Below are 19,567 nucleotides of genomic sequence, written 5' to 3' on the forward strand. Positions count from 1 at the left end.
ACCTTGGGTCTAGTTAGAGACGCAATCTTTTAGACTAATTTCTGTGTTCGAAAGAGACGACGGATCTAAGTTCACCCCCTTCGTCAATGACATTTTACCAAACATGAAATCGCGCGGCGCGTTTACCGCGTCGACTGCAATAAAGCGTCCATCTCTAAAATAATATGCTGCAAAGCTTCGACCATGCTCAAGATCACCACGTAACACGACCTCATCATAACCGGTCGACAGGCCCGCGATTTGTAGTTTCAAGTCAAACTGATCTGACCAAAACCAAGGTAAACTATTATAGGCTTTTGGTTTGCCTGCAATGTGACTTGCGACGACCTTTCCCTGCTCAGTCGCATTCGGAACAGATTCCAATCTTATGTGCCTGTCATAAATTGCGTTGTAATGCCAAGTGACGTCTCCAGCCGCATAGATGTCAGGATCGGATGTCTGGCAAAATTCGTTAACTGCGATCCCATTTCCAACGGTCAGGTCAGCCTCTTTCGCCAGTTCGATATTTGGAATCACGCCAATCCCGATGATCACCATATCGGCAGACAAGGCCTGTTCACAGGATGTAAGAACCGTGAGCCCAGCATCGCTTTTTTGGATTTCTGACGCGCTTACATTTTCAGCAATCTTTACGCCCTCTTCGGTATGAACACGTTTATAGAAAACCGATAGCTCTGGCGCGGTAACGCGCTGCAATATTCGAGGCATGGCCTCAAGAACGGTGACATCCAGTCCTTGCTTACGCAGGGAGGCCGCCGTCTCCAAACCGATATATCCGCCACCAATGATGATGGCCTTTTTCGCAGTCTCCGCCTTTTGCTTGATCGCAAGTACGTCTGATGTATCGCGGAGATAAAATACATTATCCAAGTCCTCACCCGGAACGGGGAGGCGACGGATCCTTGCGCCAGTCGTCAGAACAAGTTTGTGATAGCTCAGTGTTTCTCCGTTATCGGTCAGGACGGTCTTATCCATACGATTGATACCGTTTACGCAAACGCCCAGTTTAAGGTGGATATTAGCGGCTGCGTAGCTCTCTGCCGGACGAATAAGAATGTCTTCGACTGCCTTTTGACCTGACAGGAAATCTTTAGATAAAGGAGGTCGATGATAAGGCAGAACCGCCTCATCTCCGATAATGGTTATCCGTCCTTCCCATCCAGCTTGACGCAGGCTTACACTCGTTTGTGCCGCCGCATGGGATGCGCCGACAATGATTACATTTTTTTTCATGGGATCGACTAAGTTAGTGTTCTTGCTTCAGGACCTTAGCACCACGTGCACTGATTGCAGCAATAATCATAAGTACAAGTGCAACAGCGCCATAGACGAGCAACACGTTACCCAATCCGCCTGCAGGTTTGTACATAGCTACCGCAACAAGAGGCGCAACAAACTGCCCCAAGAAGAACATGCCCGTCCATAGGCCTGTTCCGCGTCCTCGTACATTTGGCGGCAAAATATTCATCACCCAAGTGAGCATAGTTGGCAACAGCAAGCCTGCTCCCAAGCTGGAAATGATCGCGAATGCCACTGTCATCGAGAAAGTCCCGGAGAGCCCCATGCCACCATAGCCGACAGCAAATAGCGCCATCCCTATCGCGAGAAGCTTTGGCCCCGAAGAAAACTTTTTCAGCTTTAAGAAAATTATAGTGCCCAGCATGACGCCGACATTAAACGCAGCACCGACTCCCCCGATAACGCCGGGGCTGACTTCACCGGATAAGCCTAAGATATCGCCTAATTTAACAATAGCCGTGTAGAAGAAGATACCAACGCCTAGAGTGATAAGTAGAAGCGGTAATAGTTTCGCCCACGGCAACGCTAGTTTCGGACCTGACGTCTTTTCTATGACGGCGGGTTCGAATAAAATTGCACCTGCGAGCAATGCAATCGGAACCGCAGCAAGATACATTAAGAACGGGCCTCGCGAACCAATCATTTCACCAAGTACGCCACCAATTGCTATCAGGAAGATTGCACTAACACTCACAAAACCGACTTGTATACCGATCCATTTTTGTCGTTCTGCGCCTTTAAAATAGTCACCAATCAGAGCTGTTGCGACTGTCATAATGACAGCTTCAAAAATACCAAGACCTATCCGCGCTCCGATGATTTGCTTTAAATCTGTTAAGAAAAATGGGACGATTCCGATGGCAGCATAGCCGAGCAATGCGAAGACTAAGAGCTTCTTTCGACCCGCACGATCTGACAGCCAACCTGCCAATGGTGAGAATAATGCGACGCACAATGCAGGAATAGTCAAAGCAATCGGGATCAAGGCTTTAGCGCCGGGAACAGGACCGAACTCTCTGCCCAAAAGTGGCATGACAGGCACAAGCGAAATAATCGCCATCGCGGGCATGACCGCCGCGAGAATAAGTATCAACCCATGTATCGTGGTCGCCTGTCTGGCTTCAGTTACTGACTGTGTAGACACCTAAATCCCCTTTTTTAGTTCTATATATTTAAGCCAAACGCAAATTTCAGCATCCGACAAGGCATAGACTTTTCACTTCGCTAGCAAACTCGCAGCAATAAACCGAATTGATAGATTTTATATATTTCAAACACTTTTATTTATGTGCTGTTGTGTTCATTATTGATGCCTGTTTGAACTTAAACCTTGTTTTTCATGAACTGCTCGAAGGTGTCCGCCACTGTACTGGACATCTTGGACTCCACCTTCGCGCCGCTCACCGTTTTTGCGACTTCGCGCATTTCTTCGGCGCGGCGGAGGCCATGGGTCGAGACGCGCTCGAACCAATACTCCACGCGATCTTTATCCCACCCCATTCCCGGGAAACTTCCATGGAGCGATGTTTTGATTTCATCTTCCACATCGTAAAACCTGGCGGTTTGAAAACACTCAATCGTCAGAGCCTCCATGCCTTTTATCATTATGGAACGACACATCTTTATAGCTGCGGCGCGTCCAACCTCATCGCCGACACAGCGTACATTAAGTCCCAGCGCATTTAACTTTTCCGTTAGCACCTTTCCATTGGGATGAGACAGCAACAACGGGACTTTCTCCTTCAACGGATGAACCGGCGCAGCAATGGCAATATCAACAAGGTTCGAGCATATTTCTGCGTTGCGCAGCTTTGTGCCCGGCGCGACGGAGTTCATTTCTAGGAAGTACTGATTAGCCTGCAAATATTGCGCTGCATGCTCGGCAGCGGGAGTAGCTTGGTCAGCTGTCACCAAAGACAAAACAAGCTTCGCACCGTCAATGGCTTTTGCGAGATTCGCATGAAGCGAAACATTCGCGGTGGCCGCTTTTGCTTTGATTGCGGCGTCATTCTTTAAATCAAAAGCATGGACATCAGCATGAGCCGCAAGATGAGCACCGAACATTTCGCCGGCTTCACCAAATCCAATGATCGCAATTTTCACAGGAATACCAGCCCATCCATGAGTTTGCGCGCCGTTCTAAGAAGCGCCGTCCGAACAACCGTGTCGCCTTTCCACGCAAGCTCAACCGTCAACGCTCCAGTCGGATGTTCAACATCCACGCGACAAGGATTGACCTCCTCAAATTCAGCAATGCCCGCGGCAACGCCCCCAGCAAACATACAACCAGCAGCATCCGACGCGGCAGCTAAAACACCAACGGCTTGGTGTACACGGTGCGGGATGAATGTCCGTGTCGTGACGATGCCTCCATATTGCGGTGGTGCGATAAGGCACATCTTAGGTATCGTCATATCAGACACATCCCCTAAATTCATAAGGACACCCGCCTTTAGCCGAATAGCCTCTAATCGCGTTTTCAATTCTGCGTTGGCTTCCAATGTCGCTGGCGTTTCATACCCGCTGAGGCCAAAATCCTTCGCTCGCAATAACACGCTAGGCATACCATTATCGACCAAAGTGCATTCTATCCCGTCAATCAAATCGATCTCATTGCCTGTTGGAAGAAGCGCACCACACTGCGCACCTGCCGTACCAAAATAATTCTGCAGAATTGGCGCATGTGTCCCAGGAACACCGTCAACATGAGCATCCCCTTCATAGGTCACTTTGCCCTCTGGGGTTTGAACCACCAAATCTGCTTGAGAAGAGGAATTGACCATATAGACACGAACAATTGTCTCGCCCTCCACCGCTTCGACCAGGCCGCGCTCAATCGCGAAAGGCCCAACACCCGCCAGCATATTCCCACAATTTTGGGAATCAGAGATCGCGCCAGTCTCTGGCGAAACTTGTAAAAAAAGATAATCCACATCCGAGTCATCGCGTTTCGAGGGCGAGACAATCACAACTTTACTGGTTAGCGGATGCGCACCGCCCATCCCATCAATCTGCCGCGCATCAGGTGACCCCATAATAGTTAGGAGCATTTGATTCCTGTCAGCAATATCAGCCGGTAAATCACCCGCGAGAAAGAACGGCCCTTTCGACGTTCCGCCCCGCATCATCATACAAGGTATCCCGCTCATGTGTCGGACTTTGGAATAGCATGACCAGGCCAATAGAGGTGCATTGGGTTTCCGACGAGAAGGCTGTGCTGCAACGCTTTCGTCCGCGCAATATGTGGGATGCGGTCAACCAATTGCCCGTCATCGGGCGTATGGGTTTTCATATTCGGATGCGGCCAATCCGTGCCCCATAGAACACGATCCGGGAAACGCTCTACAAGTGTTCGCGCGAACGGCACGACATCTTCATAAGGAGGACCGGAGATAGATAAGCGTTCAGGACAAGAGACCTTCACCCAGAAATTTGAGTTCTCATCCATCAACCGAATAAAGCGTTCAAACTGCGGATCATCCGCGCCCAATGAAACATCGGGTCGCCCCATATGATCAATAACAACGATAGTCGGAATTGACTCTAAGAACGGCGCGATCTCCTCCAGCTCTTCGGCTTCAAAGTAAACCACAACATGCCAACCCATTTTGGCGACACGTTTCGCAATACCTAAATATTCAGACTTTGGTGTGGGATCGACCAAACGTTTGAGGAAGTTAAATCGAACGCCACGAACACCTGCCGCGTCCAAAGCGCGAAGCTCTTCATCCGTTATAGATGGATCAACAATTGCAACGCCTCTGGCATTTTCACCAGCTTTATTGAGGCAATCCACCATCGCATCATTATTCTTGCCGTGACAGCTTGCCTGCACGAGTACGTTTTTCTCAAACCCTAAGTGGTCTCGTAACGCAAAGAGCTTTTCCGCTGGCGCGTCATAGGGCGTATATTTTCTTATCGGGGAGTAAGGGAAAACGTCCGATGGGCCAAAAACGTGACAATGTGCATCCACCGCGCCAGTAGGCACGCGAAAGTCCGGGACCTTAGGGTTTTCATGAACATCCCTTGCCCCTTTGGAGACAGGTTGCGCTTGAGTTTTTATCGACGGTGCAGCCATCAGATATACTTCAGCCCTTTTTCCTTCAATCTTTCACGCATGCCATAGACATCCAGACCAAGCTCCCCAGCCGCGAATTTTGCCCGATTGCGAGCTTCTTTTTCCTCTCGAGCATGAGAGCTCGCAAGAACGGCTTCGGCCGTGCCGTGTGGGACGACACAAACGCCATCATCGTCTGCAACAATAACGTCCCCAGGGTGGATAGCTTGCCCAGCACAAACAATCGGGACGTTAATCGAGCCGAGACTCTCTTTGACCGTTCCAGTACCGTGAACATATTTTGACCAGACGGGAAAATTCATTTCCAGCAGCTCAGCCAAATCACGTACACCACCCTCAATGATCAAGCCCCGTACGCCTCGCAATTTCAAAGCCGTTGCAAACAAATCACCGAAATAACCAGCATCAGATTCGGATGTGGGTGAAATTACGAGAAAATCCCCCTCCTGGCATTGCTCAACAACGACGTGGATCATCCAGTTATCAGCCGGTGGGATAGAGACGGTCACCGCATTCCCCGCAACTCGCGCACCTGGGTAAATTGGGCGCATATAGGGCTTCATACAGCCTGTTCGGCCTTGTGCTTCTGAAACAGTCGCAACGCCGCACGCCCCAAGGCCATCGACGATATCAATACTAACCCGGTCTATATTCTGCACCACAACATGATCTGTCATAAAACCCTCTATCTAGAACCTTGATTGAACTATCGTCGCGTCTAAGCCGCAATTCCATATCGAAGTCGGTAGTCCCCATTAGAAAATACGAACTGTTTTAACACACCGCGTTCAATGCGATCATAAAATTGGATTGAGATTCTGTCGGCCGCCACCCCTCGCGGCAGGTCAATCCGATGATGCGGTTCAGGCGCACCGGCAAAGCATATACGATCGACAACCATCCAGCTTCAAGCTCCACTGCGACCTGATCCGGAGACAAAATTGTCAAGCAATCCGTCTTCATCAGGATTTGCCGATTAGCAATGATGGACCCGCATTCGACTGAAATGCGCGGGACCGATAAACCCTCATCTGAAAAAAGGTTCTCCCATTTTTCCCGTAAGGGAACGCCCGCTTTCGGCACACACCAGGGGTACTCACTCAAAGCCCGAATTGATATTGGTGGCGCAGGACCCACCGCCAAAGGATGCCCTGAACGCGCCACTATGACTGGTGTATCTTCAAATAAAGCGCTCTGTACAAGATCGGGTCCTGGCCCAGGATCACGCAGAGCGCCGATTAAAAAATCCAACTCACCATTTCTCAATGGCTCGATCAATTCAATAAAAGAACCCTCTGAAATGCTGATATCAACATCAGGACACTTTTGCTGATATTCCACAATAGCTGAGGGTAGAACACGCGCCCGACATAAAGGCATAGCGCCAATTGCGATACGTCCTGACTTCAAACCTTTCAGCGCTCCGAGGTCTTCCAACATATATCTGAGCTCTGCCGCAGCCAGACCAAATTGGCGGGCTTGCGTTCGCCCAAAGTCTGTTAGGATAACACCTCGCCCTTTTCGTCGTGTCAAATCTTGCCCCAGAACAATCTCAAGGTCGCGTATCGCTCTATGTAAAGAAGCCGCCGATAAGCCCGTTAGCCCAGACGCTTCAGCATAATTCCCACCCAATGCTAGCGCTAGAAAGGCTTTAATTTGGGTGTGAGTGACATTCCGGCGGCCAATGTGCCCAAGGATGTCTTGCACGCGCGGACAAATAAGACGTGCAGCCTTTGTCGGCGACATGCCTTCATTCTGTCGATTAAACAGGCGAACATCCAATTGGTCCTCCAACTTCGCAATCGCTTGCGTAACGGCGGACTGCGATAGGTTTACCGCCCTCGCAGCAGACACGAGCGTCCCTAGCTCAACAGTTTTTACAAAGGCACGCAAATGCCGGATATTAAATAGCCACGTCTCCATACCCACTGGTTAGCATTTTCTAATACCAAATGTAGACTCCTAATTCGGTCCCTTTCCACAACTCCCCTACGGTAAAAACAGATAGTGGACTGACAGGGAATTCGGCATGAGCTTAATTATTGATTGCCACGGCCATCAGACGTTGGTTCCTGAAGCTCATTTAGAGTTTCGCGAGGCTCAAAAGGCTCGTCTCGCAGATCCCTCGCGCCCTCGTCCAAGCCTACCAAACTATGCAGATGAAGAGCTCCAAGGCATTATTGCGAACAACCAATTGAAGCTGCAGCAAGAGCGCGGCGCCGACATTACTATTTTTTCCCCGCGTGCATCCCGCATGGAACCACATATCGGAGACAGTGAAACATCTGTCGATTGGGCACATGCCTGTAACAATATGATCAAGCGGTCAGTCGACCTGTTCCCAAATAATTTCGTTGGTGTTTGTCAACTTCCCCAACAGGTGAAAGACGGCAAGCCTGTCGGATTGGAGGACGCAATTGAAGAACTGGAACGCTGCGTGAACGAGTTGGGGTTTGTCGGCTGTAACCTCAATCCTGATCCATCGGGCGGACATTTTTCAGCACCATCCCTGACGGACCGCTACTGGTATCCGCTCTATGAGAAAATGGTTGAACTGCGCGTTCCGGCTATGATTCACGTATCTGGATCCTGCAATGATTGCCTTCATGCAACGGGGTCGTATTACATGGCTGCTGACACAAACGCCTTCATGAACTTGATGCAGGGCGACTTGTTCTCCGATTTCCCAGACCTCAATTTCATTATCCCACACGGTGGCGGAGCGGTGCCTTACCACTGGGGGAGGTATCGCGGTTTAGCCGACATGATGAAGCGGCCATCGCTTGATGAGTACATCATGAGTAATGTCTATTTTGATACCTGTGTTTATCACCAACCCGGCATCGATCTTCTATTCGATGTGATCGATCCCAAGAACATTTTATTTGCCTCTGAAATGATCGGGGCAGTTCGCGGGATCGACCCGCAAACAGGATTCTACTTCGACGACACCAAGCGTTACGTCGAGAACCTTAACCTACCGACAGAGACCCGTCACAACATCTTCGAAGGCAACGCACGTCGCGTTTATCCCCGTTTAGACGAATTACTCAAGGAGCAGGGACGATGACCTTTATTAGAAATCGTTGGTACGTCGCAGGCTGGGACGGAGAAGTCGGCAACAAACCGATTTCGCGGAAGATCTGCGGCGAACCAATTGTCATGTACCGTAAGTTGGATGGTTCGGTCGTCGCCATGCGCGACGCCTGCCCGCATCGTCTTTTGCCTTTATCTATGGGTATTCGCGAAGGCGATAACATCCGCTGTAAATATCATGGCATGCTCATCGGTCCTGACGGAACACCAGAAGAAATGCCGCTGGTGAATGAACGTGTGAACAAGAAAGTCTGCACGCCAAGCTACGCCGTTGCAGAAAAATATCGTTATGTTTGGGTTTGGATTGGTGACCAAACTAAAGCGGACGAGGGAAAAATTCCCGACTTTTGGCCCTGCGACAAAGAGAATTGGGTTTTCGACGGCGGCTATATGCGGGTCGAATGTGATTACCGTCTCTTTATAGACAACCTGATGGACCTCACCCATGAAACCTACGTCCATGCGGGGTCGATTGGGCAAAAAGAACTGATGGAGTCTCCATTGGAGACATCTGTTGATGGCGATAAAGTCACGCTCTCCCGATGGATGCCGAACATATCACCCCCACCCTTTTGGCGCGATGCTTTACAACAAGATGTGCCCGTTGATCGCTGGCAAATCTGTGAGTTTATAGAACCTTGTTCGGTAAACATTGACGTTGGCGTTTCACCCGTATCCGAGGGCGACACTCTTGACAGTCACGACTCTGGTGTGCGCGGCTTCGTAATTGACTCCATGACGCCAGAAACGGAAAATACGACTCATTACTTCTGGGGCATGGCGCGCAACTTCAGAATTGATGATCAAGGCCTAACCGAGCGTATTCGAGCGGGTCAGGATAACATCTTTCACGAAGATATCGAAGTTCTTGAAGGACAACAAAAGTCTATCGCTGATAATCCCGACATGACTCTACGTGTCCTCTCAATAGACTCAGGTGGTGCTCACGCACGGCGTATCATCACCCGCCTAATGGAGGCTGAAAATGGGTAAAGATCTACAAAATTACAAAGATGCGTTTGAAGACATCCCTGGCACGCGAGTCTTCACGACGGAGCGCGCAAGGCAAGGCTATTGGCTAAATCAATTTTGCATGACGCTCATGAAACCAGAGAACCGCGAGCGTTGGTTGGCGGATGAAAAAGCTTATCTCGCGGAATCAAAAATGAGCGACGAACAACAAGAAGCTTTGCTCGCGCGGGACTATAACCGTTTGCTCGATTTAGGTGGGAATATTTACTACCTTGCGAAGGTTTTTTCGACAGATGGTCTCTCATTTGTTCAAGCAGTCTCGACGATGACCGGTATGAATGTCGATGATTACAAAGCGATGATGGATGCCGGAGGGCGTTCGCCCGATGGCGTACGCTCAATCAAAGAAGGCAATTAATATGGCCCATATTTCTGCTGGTGTTGCGACAAGCCATGTTCCCTTAATCGGCGTCGGCATCGATCAAGGGAAACAAGAAGAGCCTTATTTTAAGCCTATTTTTGCAGGTTATGAGTGGACCAAGGCTTGGATCAAGAAACCTGAAAACAAGCCTGATGTCGTCATTCTCGTGTTTAATGATCATGCATCTGCTTTTGGGCAAGACCTTATACCGACATTCGCTATCGGATGCGGCGAGGAATTTCAGCCCGCCGACGAAGGCTGGGGGCCACGACCTGTGCCTGTCGTAAAGAACCACCCAGATTTCGCATGGCACATCGCCCAGAGCCTGATCATCGACGAATTCGACATGACCATCATCAATGAGATGCCTGTCGATCACGGATTAACAGTCCCCCTCTCCGCAATGTTCGGAGAGCCTGACGCTTGGCCTGCCCTCGTTGTGCCGATTATGGTCAATGTAGTTACCTACCCCATTCCGTCCGGCGACCGCTGCTTTCGTCTCGGTCAAGCCATAGCCCGAGCTGTCGAGAGTTTCCCTGAAGAATTAAATGTTCAAATTTGGGGTACAGGCGGGATGAGCCATCAGCTTCAAGGACCGCGCGCGGGCCTCATCAATGCGGAATGGGATCAGAAATTTCTAGACGACCTGACGGGTGATCCAGATCGTTTACGACAGGTTCAGCATATCGAATATCTACGCGAGACAGGTTCCGAAGGTATTGAACTGGTAATGTGGCTCGTCATGCTTGGCGCCCTCACCAACCCCAAAGAATTACACCGTCATTATCACGTCCCGGCGTCGAATACCGCCCTGGGACATATCGTTTTGGAGAACAGGTCATGAGACTTCTCGTAGCTGGCGCGACAGGCGCTTTTGGCCGCAAGCATATGGCCGCTTTGGACAACATTGACGGCGTAGAAGTGACGTCAATTATCGGCGGCAGTGAAGCGCCCACCAAAGCTATGGCTGAAGAACGCAACATATCACATTGGAGCCTTGATCTCGCGGAAGGATTAGCGCGAGATAATGTTGATGCTGCGATCTTGGTTACGCCTACTCAACAACATGCGGCCCAAGCCATTCAGGTTCTGGAAGCCGGAAAACACTGTTTCGTTGAAATTCCGATGGCGGACAATATTGAAGATTCCCGACGCCTAGCAGACGTTGCGAACGCGTCCGGGAAAAAAGCCATGGTGGGCCATGTCCGCCGTTTCAACCCACCCCATCAATGGGTTCACAATCGGGTAAAATCTGGCGATCTAAGTGTCCAGCAAATGCAAATTCGAACGATGTTTTTTAGACGGACGAATACGAATGCATTAGGCGAAAAGCGGTCTTGGGTTGACCATTTGCTGTGGCACCATTCTGCACATTCGATCGATTTATTCATGTACCAGACACAAGAGCCCATATCTGATGTCTATGCAGTTGCAGGACCAGTGCACCCTGAGTTGGGAATCTATATGGATATGGGCATCGTTATGCGAACGCCCAGCGGGAAAGTTTGTAACCTATCGCTGTCTTTTAATAACGAAGGACCACTCGGAACGCACTTCCGATATATCTGCGACAAAGGCACCTACACCGCATATTATGATGACATGAAAACGGGAACTGGAGAGATCGTTGATGTATCCGGTATTGACGTCTCAACCAACGGCATTGAACTCATGCAGCGCGAGTTCCTGTCCGCTATCGCGGAAGATCGCGAGCCTAACGGTTCTGTTCAGCAAATTCTCGCGACCCATGAAGTCATGGAAAAAATCCAGCAGATGGTTGAAAAACAAATCAGCGGGTAGGCTAGGTAATGAAAACGGACGTCGTCATTATCGGAGCAGGCCCATCGGGTTTAATGCTGGGTCACCTTCTGGCGCAAGCTGGCGTGGACGCCGTAATTCTTGAGCGCAAAACAGGCGAGTATGTCCTTGGACGCATTCGGGCCGGTGTGCTGGAACAGGGCACAATCAATATTATGACCCAACTGGGTCTGGATACACGGCTTCAAACTGAAGGTCTGCCGCATGACTATGTATCGCTGACGAACCGCAACAAATTGATCAAAATTCCTGTACGCGAACTGACTGGAAAACATGTCGTAGTTTATGGACAAACCGAAATTACGAAAGACCTAATGGACGCAGCTTCGGCGCGAGGTGTCGAAACGATTTATGAGGCGGCGGATGTAGCCCTGCATGATATCGAAAGCGACACGCCTTTTGTGACCTATCACAAGAACGGCCAAGAATTCCGCATCGACGCCCGTTTCATTGCAGGCTGTGACGGCTTTCATGGCCCTTCCCGCAAAGCGATCCCCGCGGACGCGGCAACATCTGTGGAACGCGTCTATCCATTTGGGTGGCTAGGTATACTGGCTGACGTCCCGCCTTGCGCCCATGAAGTCGTCTATGCGAGCCATAATAACGGCTTTGGCCTCGCCTCCATGCGTTCAAACACGCGCAGTCGCTATTACCTTCAAGTTCCAACGGACGAAAAAATAGAAAACTGGTCAGATGATCGTATTTGGGATGAGTTAAAGGTCCGCCTTGGCCCAGAGTTCGCCGGCAAGATCACGACTGGCCCATCTATTGAAAAATCCATTGCGCCATTGAGATCCTATATCTTCGAAAAGATGCGATATGGCAGCCTGTTCCTCGCGGGCGACGCTGCGCATATTGTTCCGCCAACGGGCGCAAAAGGACTAAACTTGGCGGCATCTGATATCGCCTATCTCGCGCCGGCCCTCATATCTTATTTCAAAGATAGTGATGCATCTGGAACCGAAAATTACGAAGCTACGGCTTTAGCACGTGTTTGGAAATCATCGCGCTTTGCATGGTATCTCACATCTCTTATGCACAATTTCCCCGAAGACGGTGAGTTTGGTCGTAAGATGCAAGTTGCCGAATTGGACTATATTGCCAATTCAAAAGCTGCGCAGATGAGTATCGCCGAGAACTATATAGGACTACCTTTGTGAGCTTTCCAACCCGCACCATAAATGGAAGAAAACTGAACCCTATGGGGTTGGGGTGTATGTCCCTGAGCCAAGGGTATTTCCCGCTTCCGTCCGACGATGATGCTGAAAAACTTCTGCATCGGGCAATCGATATTGGGTATAACCACTTGGACAGCGCGAGACTATATGGTCTTGGCCATAATGAAGCCTTATTATCTCGGGTCCTTAAGACCCGTAGAAACGAAGTTTTTATCACCTCTAAATGCGGCATTGAATTTGACGAAGGCAAACGATGGATTGATTGCCGCCCTGAAACCATACGCCGCGCCGTAGAGAAAAGCCTGACAACAATGGGCGTCGAAAATATTGATCTATATTATCTGCATCGACGGGACTTCGACACGCCAATTGAAGAGTCCGTTGGGACAGTAGGCGATATGATCACCGAAGGTAAAATTGGCGCGATTGGCCTGTCCGAAATGTCCGCAAAAACCTTAAAAATGGCGGCTGCTGAATATCCCATTGCGGCCATGCAATCAGAATATTCGCTCTGGACACGCAACCCAGAAATCGCTGTTTTAGAGGCTTGTCGGGAAACCAACACGGCCTTTGTCGCCTTCTCTCCAGTAGCCCGCGGCGCGCTTGCAGGAGGCGTTTCAAATCCGGCTCAGTTGGACCCAAAGGACTTGCGGTCAAAACAACCGCGTTTCTCTGATAAGAATTGGGAGCGGAATCAAAAACTTATCTCACAATTCAACTCAGTCGCCGACCGCGAAGGCCTGTCCCCCGCTCAACTCTCATTAGCTTGGGTCTTAGCGCAAGGCGATCATATACATGTGATACCAGGTACGGCCTCTATTCCGCATTTAGAAGAGAACCTCGCAACGCTAGACAAGAGGATCGAGCCAAGTGTTTTTCAGGAAATTTCAGAGTTGATAAATCAACGCACGGTCTCAGGACATCGCTACCCTGACGCAATGCGCAAGGCTATCGATACCGAAGACTACGAGTAAAGCGAATAAAGCCGACTTAATTTTTCCAGCGGACTTTGTCCAAAGAACCGAGAAAATCGGCACCGTGACACGATCGCCATTCTCATAATCTGGATACAGAAATTGCGGTGCATTTTTTTAATGTTCCGCATGAAGTGGGGTGGCATCTCATCGGGTATTTATTGCGGCGTCTTCGGAGGTCCTGGCGAAAAGACACCATTTTCTTCTGCATACATATCCCAGGCAACCATCAATCGTTTAAATTCATCGGGATGTTCTGCGCGCACATCCTTACTCTCTGCTGGGTCTACCTTGAGATTATAGAGGCGCCATTGGGACTTTTCTGCCCGGTTCGGCGGCGCAACGGGATCAGCTTTACCATAGACGGCCTTCCAATCACCGAGGCGAACGCCTCGTTTAAAGAACAACTCCCAAGCCATGGCATCATTTTCGCCACGAACAGTGTTTGCACCCTCCTCCAGAATGGGCTCCCAAGATATCGCTGAAGGCGCGTTGATCCCGTTTATCGAAGTCGGCACGTTCGGCTCATATGTGATACCTGTTAGATCCATCGCCGTTGGCATAATATCCATGACGTGAAGTGAACCAGCCGCAAATCGACCGCCTTTAATTCCTGGGCCAGTCACAAAGGCTGGCGCTTTGATACCGCCATCTTCCGTCGCGCCTTTGAACGCATTCAGCGGCGCCATCGCGGCTTTAGCCCAATTGGGGCCATATGTCAGAAAGCTCTCTGACGTACCCATTTTATCAAAATCAAGGTTGGCCACCGCGATGTCGGCTAGTACTTGCTTTTTAACGTCTGGGCGTGTGGTATTGCTCGTTCGACCTGTCAAAGGACGTTGTGAAATACCTTCCGCGCCATTGTCTGACATGAAAATCACTATCGTATTTTCAAATTCGCCTGTGGCTTTCAGATGATCCAAAACCTTGCCCACATTTTGATCTACGGAGTCGACCATAGCGGCATAAATTTCCATAGTACGAGCTGACCTAGCCCGCTGCTGTGCTGGCATAGCCTCCCAATCGCCCAACGCTGGCAGGTCTGCCGCCGAGGCTGCGTCATCCAGCAGGCCAAGCGCTTTCATCTTTTCCATGCGTTCTGCGCGCAACACTGTCGGTCCCGCGTCGTAACGCCCCTCATATTTGGCAATCAAGTCTTTAGGCGCTTGAAGCGGCCAATGCGGCGCGGTGAAAGCGAGATATGCGAAAAACGGCTTTTCGTCAGATGCGTCTGAGCCGATATAATCAATCATTTTTTCCGCTAGGAAGTCGCTTGAATATGCGCCGACAGGGTATGTCACTGGCGCACCGTTCTCTGTGAACTCGGCCGTGATGATATGTGGCTGACCGTTTTGCCCTGCGCCAAAATGGTCAGGGTTTCCTCTCAGGCTACTATAGGCCTTTTCAAAGCCTTGTGCTGTCGGCCTTTGATCCGGCTCGTCTCCGAGATGCCATTTTCCTGTCATCATAGTGCGATAACCGGCTGCGGAGAATTTTTCGGCGATCGTTACTTCTTCAGGGTGCAGATAACCCTCATAGCCAGGTTTTCCCTTCAATATCTTGAAGGTATTTAACGCCTCAGCCATCGCCCCCAACCCTACTGAATGGGCAGGCTTACCCGTCATCAACATAGCCCGCGTAGGGGAGCAAGTGGGCGCAGCATAAAAATTGGTAAGACGAACTCCAGACATCGCAAGCGCGTCAAGATTAGGAGTTTCGATTTCCCCGCCAAAAGCGCCCAAGTCCGAATAGCCAAGATCATCGGCAACGATAAGAAGAACATTGGGACGCGTTGTTTCAACGACACTTGTTCGGGAGGATTCAGTAGGGGTCTTAGACGGAGCACATCCACTCAGAGAACCGAAGGCTCCAACGACTATAGCTGCAAAGACGATCGAACTCTTCATGACTCTATCTCCAAAACAATCTCGGTATGTGGGCGTGCAGCGCAATATGGCTAAAATCAAACCAAAAGCCTCGGGTCTGCAATGTAAAAACCCCGCCCCAAGATGCCGAGCATTTTGGGATGGGGTGTGTCATCTAATTATAAATCGACTAGAAGTTCGCGCGCAATCTGACGCCATAGGTCTGTGGTGGCGTGAACACGGCATAGGCCAGTCCCCGATTGGAAACGTTAGTGTTGGTCGTGACCCGTTCATCGGTCAAGTTACGCACGAAGGCGGAAAGCATCCAGCCCGCATCATCTGGTGAAAGCGTCGCGTCAATATTAAATGTCGTGTAGGCATCGGACGTTGTTTCATCCAACAGAAGAAAGTTGGTCTCTTGCTCTGCACGATACGAAGCATTCGCCGTAAGGGATAAATCGAAGCTCTGGATATCAAATACGTGATTCACACTCAAATCAGCGCCGAAGTCTGGCGAATATAGCAACGAACTTCCCGAACAATCATAACTTTCCACAGCACCATTAACGCCGTTGGAGGAACAGCCGAAGCGGCCTCTGCCCGGATCAGAAATGAGCTCTAGTTCGTCATATGTTGAGTCCAATATCTGCATGTTGCCGCTGATTGTCGTGTTTTCTGTAGCGGCCCAGATTACATCGAGATCCACACCTTTAATGGTTGCATCGGCATTTGCGATTGGGAAAGCAGACGCTGAATCCAGAGTTGTGAAATAGGTGACTTGTTGACCATCATATTTCCAAAGGAAGGCTTCGGCGTTGACCTGAAGAGTGTTGTCCAAGAATCTATTTTTTGATCCGACTGTGAATGCATCGATATATTCGGGATCATATGTTGGGCTAGCTGAGCTTAAATCCACACCCCCTGCACGATATCCCGTCTCATATGTTGCGTAGAGAAGGTTGCTAGACCCCCAATCAAATTCAGCGCCAAGTCGATAGGTCACTTCGCTGTAGTCAAGATCAGCTCGCAAAGCTCCATCACCCACGTTAACAATTGCAGCGATTTGATCTGGCGAGTTGGGGAAATTACTTAAGCCCGGAATAAGGAAATTATAAACAGGAGGTGGTCCCATTCCCGGTACCGTTGCGACTGAATCGGCCGCAATCAGTCCTCGGTCCACGAAATGCTGAATAAACGCATCCCGGTCCGATGTAACAGGTTGAGCAGGAATTAAGCCCGACGCGCAGCCATGATTGAATGCATTCGCGATGAAGGGCGGTCCAGGTGTCAAGAAGTCGCCTCTTGCTGGCGCGCCGCCACAGAATGTGACGAAAGTATCGCTAATCCCGTCAACAAATTTACTGTCCTCCGTATAACGAAGCCCCGCGTTCAAACGAAACGTGTCGCTGACCTCAAAAGTGCCTTGTCCGAAAACAGCCCAAGATTCGCCGCCGTTATCGTAATTCTGGATGGGCGACGCATAGTTCTGCGCAAATACAGTACTCGTGCTTATTTCCTCATCAATGTAAAATGCGCCAACGATACCATTGAACGGACCCTCTAAATCTGATGCGAAACGCAGCTCTATGCTCTTCTGATTATTGTTTTCTTTCGTGCTCGCTGGAGCAAAACCAGGGCCCGCAAACTGATAATCTTGCTCAGAATCTCTGTAAGCTGGGATCAGCGTAAACGTACCTGCGTCGATCTCGTAATTAATCTCCGCCATGAGACCAGAAAAACTAATGTCTTGATATAAGTCATTTGAATCAATTGGCTGGAAAGGGGCAAAGGATGGGGTGTGGAGAGTACCGCCTCTTATTGCGTTGGCGCCATCCGCAGTTGGCCCACTATCCCTAGGCAGTCCCGATGGCGTGAAATCGGTGAGTGAACCAGTATCGTTACTGTAAGTCCCGATCAAATCCCCACCAGGACCTTTGGCATTATTCTCGGCATAATCACCCGCAACCCGAATAGAGAGGGCGTCGGACACCTCAAACAAGAATTGTCCCCGAAGGCTGAACGAGTCTGCATCATTTGTGCCATCGTCAGCGTAGCCGTCACGCTTCAGTAAATTGCCTGATATGCGCGCAGCGACATTGTCGGCAAGGCCCAGATTAACAGCTCCCTGAAATCCGCGCTTATTATAATTGCCGAACTCAGCTTGAGCGTAACCCGACGTCTCACCGATGATAGGTTTTTGGGGAATGAAATTGATGACACCGCCTGTTGCGTTCCGTCCATATAGAGTACCCTGAGGCCCCTTCAAAAGCTCGACCCGCTCCAGATCATACAACGCGAGGCCAGCCGCACCACTTGAACGCCCCAAATATACGCCATCAACATTTTGCGCGACGGCAGAGTCTGTTAGCGGGTTCACAGTTAAAGCACCAACACCGCGTACAAAAATACTCGTTAGGGGACCGCCACCTGCGCTAATACCCAGTGAGGGTGACAATGCGGCAAGGTCTTGAGCCGTTTCCAAACCAAGCTGCGTCAAGGAGTCTTGGTCATACGCTTCAATTGCAACTGCTGCGTCTTGCAAAGACTGGGCTCGCCGCTGGGCCGTTACGATGATCTCGTCAATTCCATTTCGTGCGTTTGTTGTGTCTCCAGCTTCACTGGATTGTGCAAAGGCTGGTGAATAGCTGAGCGCCAAACTAAGAATAGCCACACTGGACGTTGTTAGTGCTGTCTTAAACATTGTAAAAATTCCCCTGTTCACGGACGTCAAGCGCCGTTTTTCATTAAAGTAGACCTAGGGGGAGAAGTATTAATCAGTAAAATCGATTGTTTTTATAATAGACCATATATTTTTTAAATGCTTGTAGATATATAAACTCACCCAAGTCTGTTGCGCTATTTAAGCCTCCGTTAGAATCGCGCCCGAAGAAGGACCCGTTATGAGATTCAAAGGCCTAGACCTTAACTTGCTTATGGCGCTTGACGCTTTGCTGGATGAAAAGAGTGTCTCACGCGCTGCAGAGAGACTTCACCTGAGCCAACCCGCCATGAGCGCCGCGCTTGGACGCATTAGGGATTACTTTAACGACCCTATTCTGAAGCTTCATGGCAAACGCATGGTTCCCACTTCACATGCACTTCGTATTCATCAAGAGCTGAAGGCTTTGTTGGCCAATGTGGACTCTCTCATTTCTAAAACCGCCTTTTTCGCCCCAAAGACTTCAACGCGTAAGTTTACAATAACGGCATCGGACTACTTAGCGCAGATCATCTTTGTACCCTTACTGCGGCACTTGACGAAAGTTGCTCCGAATATCCAAGTTGAACTCTTGCCGCCAGGAGACTCAACGAACGATTTATTGGCGCAAGGTCGAATCGATTTGAAGCTATCTCCAAAACAAATGCTGTCTGACAATTTTCCTTCTGAATTTCTCTTTGAAGAGCGTTTCGTTGTCGTAGGCTGTAAGACAAATCCACTAATTAAAAATGGATTGTCAGAAGACAATTTTTACAATGCCGGACATGTGGTCGTTAAACTTGGACGCAAAGTCCCGCTTTCCGTTACCGATCAAATGCTAGAAAAACGAAAAAAGCCTCGGGACGCGGATGTGATTGTCGGCTCGTTTCTTTTGGCGCCCGAGATGGTTGTTGGAACGGATCGATTAACTGTCATGCATGAGAGATTAGCTAAATTTTTTGCTGAACGCCTGCCAATCGCCATCACGCCCGTGCCGTTTGATTTTCAAACGCTTGAAGAACACGTGCAATACCACAGCACGCGTATTGATGACCCGGGGATCAAGTGGATGGTTGACCAGATCAAAAGATCAATAATCAACTAAACAAATACTTATCTATAAAAACAATAACTTTTTATAATCCTACAGCAAGCCTTACGACTCTTT

17 protein-coding genes are annotated in these 19,567 nt (G+C 49.7%); 8 read left to right on the top strand and 9 right to left on the bottom strand.

Going from position 1 to position 19,567, the window contains the following annotated elements; translation table 11 throughout:
* Positions 1 to 9: 9 nt before the first annotated feature.
* The 7 genes from IE073_RS05730 to IE073_RS05760 form a co-directional block, all read right to left on the bottom strand.
* Positions 10 to 1,233, bottom strand: coding sequence for an NAD(P)/FAD-dependent oxidoreductase (locus IE073_RS05730; protein ID WP_189582513.1), 1,224 nt, complete (start codon positions 1,231 to 1,233; stop codon positions 10 to 12).
* A gap of 13 nt (positions 1,234 to 1,246) precedes the next feature.
* Positions 1,247 to 2,443 (bottom strand): MFS transporter, encoded by a 1,197-nt coding sequence (locus tag IE073_RS05735; protein ID WP_233349837.1) that lies wholly within the window; start codon positions 2,441 to 2,443, stop codon positions 1,247 to 1,249.
* A 179-nt stretch (positions 2,444 to 2,622) separates the two neighbouring features.
* Complete coding sequence (locus IE073_RS05740) at positions 2,623 to 3,402, bottom strand: DUF1932 domain-containing protein (RefSeq protein ID WP_189582516.1); 780 nt, start codon at positions 3,400 to 3,402, stop codon at positions 2,623 to 2,625.
* Positions 3,399 to 4,448, bottom strand: a complete 1,050-nt coding sequence (locus IE073_RS05745; protein ID WP_233349838.1) for a 4-oxalomesaconate tautomerase — start codon at positions 4,446 to 4,448, stop codon at positions 3,399 to 3,401. The genes IE073_RS05740 and IE073_RS05745 overlap by 4 nt, the downstream gene beginning before the upstream one ends.
* Positions 4,445 to 5,377 carry an amidohydrolase family protein gene (locus tag IE073_RS05750; RefSeq protein WP_189582519.1) on the bottom strand — a complete coding sequence of 311 codons (933 nt, stop codon included), beginning with the start codon at positions 5,375 to 5,377 and terminating at the stop codon, positions 4,445 to 4,447. Before IE073_RS05750 ends, IE073_RS05745 begins: the two co-directional genes overlap by 4 nt.
* On the bottom strand, positions 5,377 to 6,054 hold the full coding sequence (locus tag IE073_RS05755; protein ID WP_189582522.1) for a 4-carboxy-4-hydroxy-2-oxoadipate aldolase/oxaloacetate decarboxylase: 678 nt from the start codon (positions 6,052 to 6,054) through the stop codon (positions 5,377 to 5,379). Before IE073_RS05755 ends, IE073_RS05750 begins: the two co-directional genes overlap by 1 nt.
* A gap of 97 nt (positions 6,055 to 6,151) precedes the next feature.
* The gene (locus IE073_RS05760; protein ID WP_189582524.1) at positions 6,152 to 7,300 is read right to left on the bottom strand and encodes a LysR family transcriptional regulator; all 1,149 of its coding nucleotides are present in this window, start codon (positions 7,298 to 7,300) and stop codon (positions 6,152 to 6,154) included.
* A gap of 106 nt (positions 7,301 to 7,406) precedes the next feature.
* Between IE073_RS05760 and IE073_RS05765 the strand changes: the two genes are divergently transcribed.
* Genes IE073_RS05765 through IE073_RS05795 form a run of 7 tightly spaced genes read left to right on the top strand, consistent with a single transcriptional unit; the run spans position 7,407 to position 13,836 of the window.
* Positions 7,407 to 8,447 carry an amidohydrolase family protein gene (locus tag IE073_RS05765; RefSeq protein ID WP_189582527.1) on the top strand — a complete coding sequence of 347 codons (1,041 nt, stop codon included), beginning with the start codon at positions 7,407 to 7,409 and terminating at the stop codon, positions 8,445 to 8,447.
* Positions 8,444 to 9,466, top strand: a complete 1,023-nt coding sequence (locus IE073_RS05770) for a Rieske 2Fe-2S domain-containing protein (RefSeq protein ID WP_189582530.1) — start codon at positions 8,444 to 8,446, stop codon at positions 9,464 to 9,466. Before IE073_RS05765 ends, IE073_RS05770 begins: the two co-directional genes overlap by 4 nt.
* On the top strand, positions 9,459 to 9,863 hold the full coding sequence (gene ligA, locus IE073_RS05775) for a protocatechuate 4,5-dioxygenase subunit alpha (protein WP_189582533.1): 405 nt from the start codon (positions 9,459 to 9,461) through the stop codon (positions 9,861 to 9,863). Before IE073_RS05770 ends, ligA begins: the two co-directional genes overlap by 8 nt.
* A gap of 1 nt (position 9,864) precedes the next feature.
* Positions 9,865 to 10,710 carry a class III extradiol dioxygenase subunit beta gene (locus IE073_RS05780; RefSeq protein WP_189582537.1) on the top strand — a complete coding sequence of 282 codons (846 nt, stop codon included), beginning with the start codon at positions 9,865 to 9,867 and terminating at the stop codon, positions 10,708 to 10,710.
* Positions 10,707 to 11,666 (top strand): Gfo/Idh/MocA family oxidoreductase, encoded by a 960-nt coding sequence (locus IE073_RS05785; RefSeq protein WP_189582540.1) that lies wholly within the window; start codon positions 10,707 to 10,709, stop codon positions 11,664 to 11,666. The genes IE073_RS05780 and IE073_RS05785 overlap by 4 nt, the downstream gene beginning before the upstream one ends.
* A gap of 8 nt (positions 11,667 to 11,674) precedes the next feature.
* Positions 11,675 to 12,844 (top strand): 4-hydroxybenzoate 3-monooxygenase, encoded by a 1,170-nt coding sequence (gene pobA / locus IE073_RS05790; protein ID WP_189582543.1) that lies wholly within the window; start codon positions 11,675 to 11,677, stop codon positions 12,842 to 12,844.
* Complete coding sequence (locus IE073_RS05795) at positions 12,841 to 13,836, top strand: aldo/keto reductase (protein WP_233349839.1); 996 nt, start codon at positions 12,841 to 12,843, stop codon at positions 13,834 to 13,836. Before pobA ends, IE073_RS05795 begins: the two co-directional genes overlap by 4 nt.
* A 158-nt stretch (positions 13,837 to 13,994) precedes the next feature.
* Here the strand turns inward: IE073_RS05795 and IE073_RS05800 are convergent, their stop codons facing one another.
* Entirely contained in the window at positions 13,995 to 15,743 is a 1,749-nt protein-coding gene (locus tag IE073_RS05800) for an arylsulfatase (RefSeq protein ID WP_189582546.1), read from the bottom strand.
* A 148-nt stretch (positions 15,744 to 15,891) separates the two neighbouring features.
* A complete protein-coding gene (locus tag IE073_RS05805) occupies positions 15,892 to 18,402 on the bottom strand; it encodes a TonB-dependent receptor (RefSeq protein WP_189582549.1) in 2,511 nt (836 codons plus the stop codon).
* Between the two features lie 199 nt (positions 18,403 to 18,601).
* Between IE073_RS05805 and IE073_RS05810 the strand changes: the two genes are divergently transcribed.
* Positions 18,602 to 19,504, top strand: coding sequence for a LysR family transcriptional regulator (locus IE073_RS05810; protein ID WP_189582552.1), 903 nt, complete (start codon positions 18,602 to 18,604; stop codon positions 19,502 to 19,504).
* Positions 19,505 to 19,567: the final 63 nt, after the last annotated feature.

Source organism: Litorimonas cladophorae (assembly GCF_014652455.1).
GTDB classification, from domain to species: Bacteria; Pseudomonadota; Alphaproteobacteria; order Caulobacterales; family Maricaulaceae; genus Litorimonas; species Litorimonas cladophorae.

Bases quoted from the DNA above. Each gene is read 5' to 3' on its own strand.
- IE073_RS05730 (WP_189582513.1), bottom strand. From the start codon at position 1,233: ATGAAAAAAAATGTAATCATTGTCGGCGCATCCCATGCGGCGGCACAA.
- IE073_RS05745 (WP_233349838.1), bottom strand. From the start codon at position 4,448: ATGAGCGGGATACCTTGTATGATGATGCGGGGCGGAACGTCGAAAGGG.
- IE073_RS05750 (WP_189582519.1), bottom strand. From the start codon at position 5,377: ATGGCTGCACCGTCGATAAAAACTCAAGCGCAACCTGTCTCCAAAGGG.
- IE073_RS05755 (WP_189582522.1), bottom strand. From the start codon at position 6,054: ATGACAGATCATGTTGTGGTGCAGAATATAGACCGGGTTAGTATTGAT.
- IE073_RS05760 (WP_189582524.1), bottom strand. From the start codon at position 7,300: ATGGAGACGTGGCTATTTAATATCCGGCATTTGCGTGCCTTTGTAAAA.
- IE073_RS05765 (WP_189582527.1), top strand. From the start codon at position 7,407: ATGAGCTTAATTATTGATTGCCACGGCCATCAGACGTTGGTTCCTGAA.
- IE073_RS05770 (WP_189582530.1), top strand. From the start codon at position 8,444: ATGACCTTTATTAGAAATCGTTGGTACGTCGCAGGCTGGGACGGAGAA.
- ligA (WP_189582533.1), top strand. From the start codon at position 9,459: ATGGGTAAAGATCTACAAAATTACAAAGATGCGTTTGAAGACATCCCT.
- IE073_RS05780 (WP_189582537.1), top strand. From the start codon at position 9,865: ATGGCCCATATTTCTGCTGGTGTTGCGACAAGCCATGTTCCCTTAATC.
- IE073_RS05785 (WP_189582540.1), top strand. From the start codon at position 10,707: ATGAGACTTCTCGTAGCTGGCGCGACAGGCGCTTTTGGCCGCAAGCAT.
- pobA (WP_189582543.1), top strand. From the start codon at position 11,675: ATGAAAACGGACGTCGTCATTATCGGAGCAGGCCCATCGGGTTTAATG.
- IE073_RS05800 (WP_189582546.1), bottom strand. From the start codon at position 15,743: ATGAAGAGTTCGATCGTCTTTGCAGCTATAGTCGTTGGAGCCTTCGGT.
- IE073_RS05805 (WP_189582549.1), bottom strand. From the start codon at position 18,402: ATGTTTAAGACAGCACTAACAACGTCCAGTGTGGCTATTCTTAGTTTG.
- IE073_RS05810 (WP_189582552.1), top strand. From the start codon at position 18,602: ATGAGATTCAAAGGCCTAGACCTTAACTTGCTTATGGCGCTTGACGCT.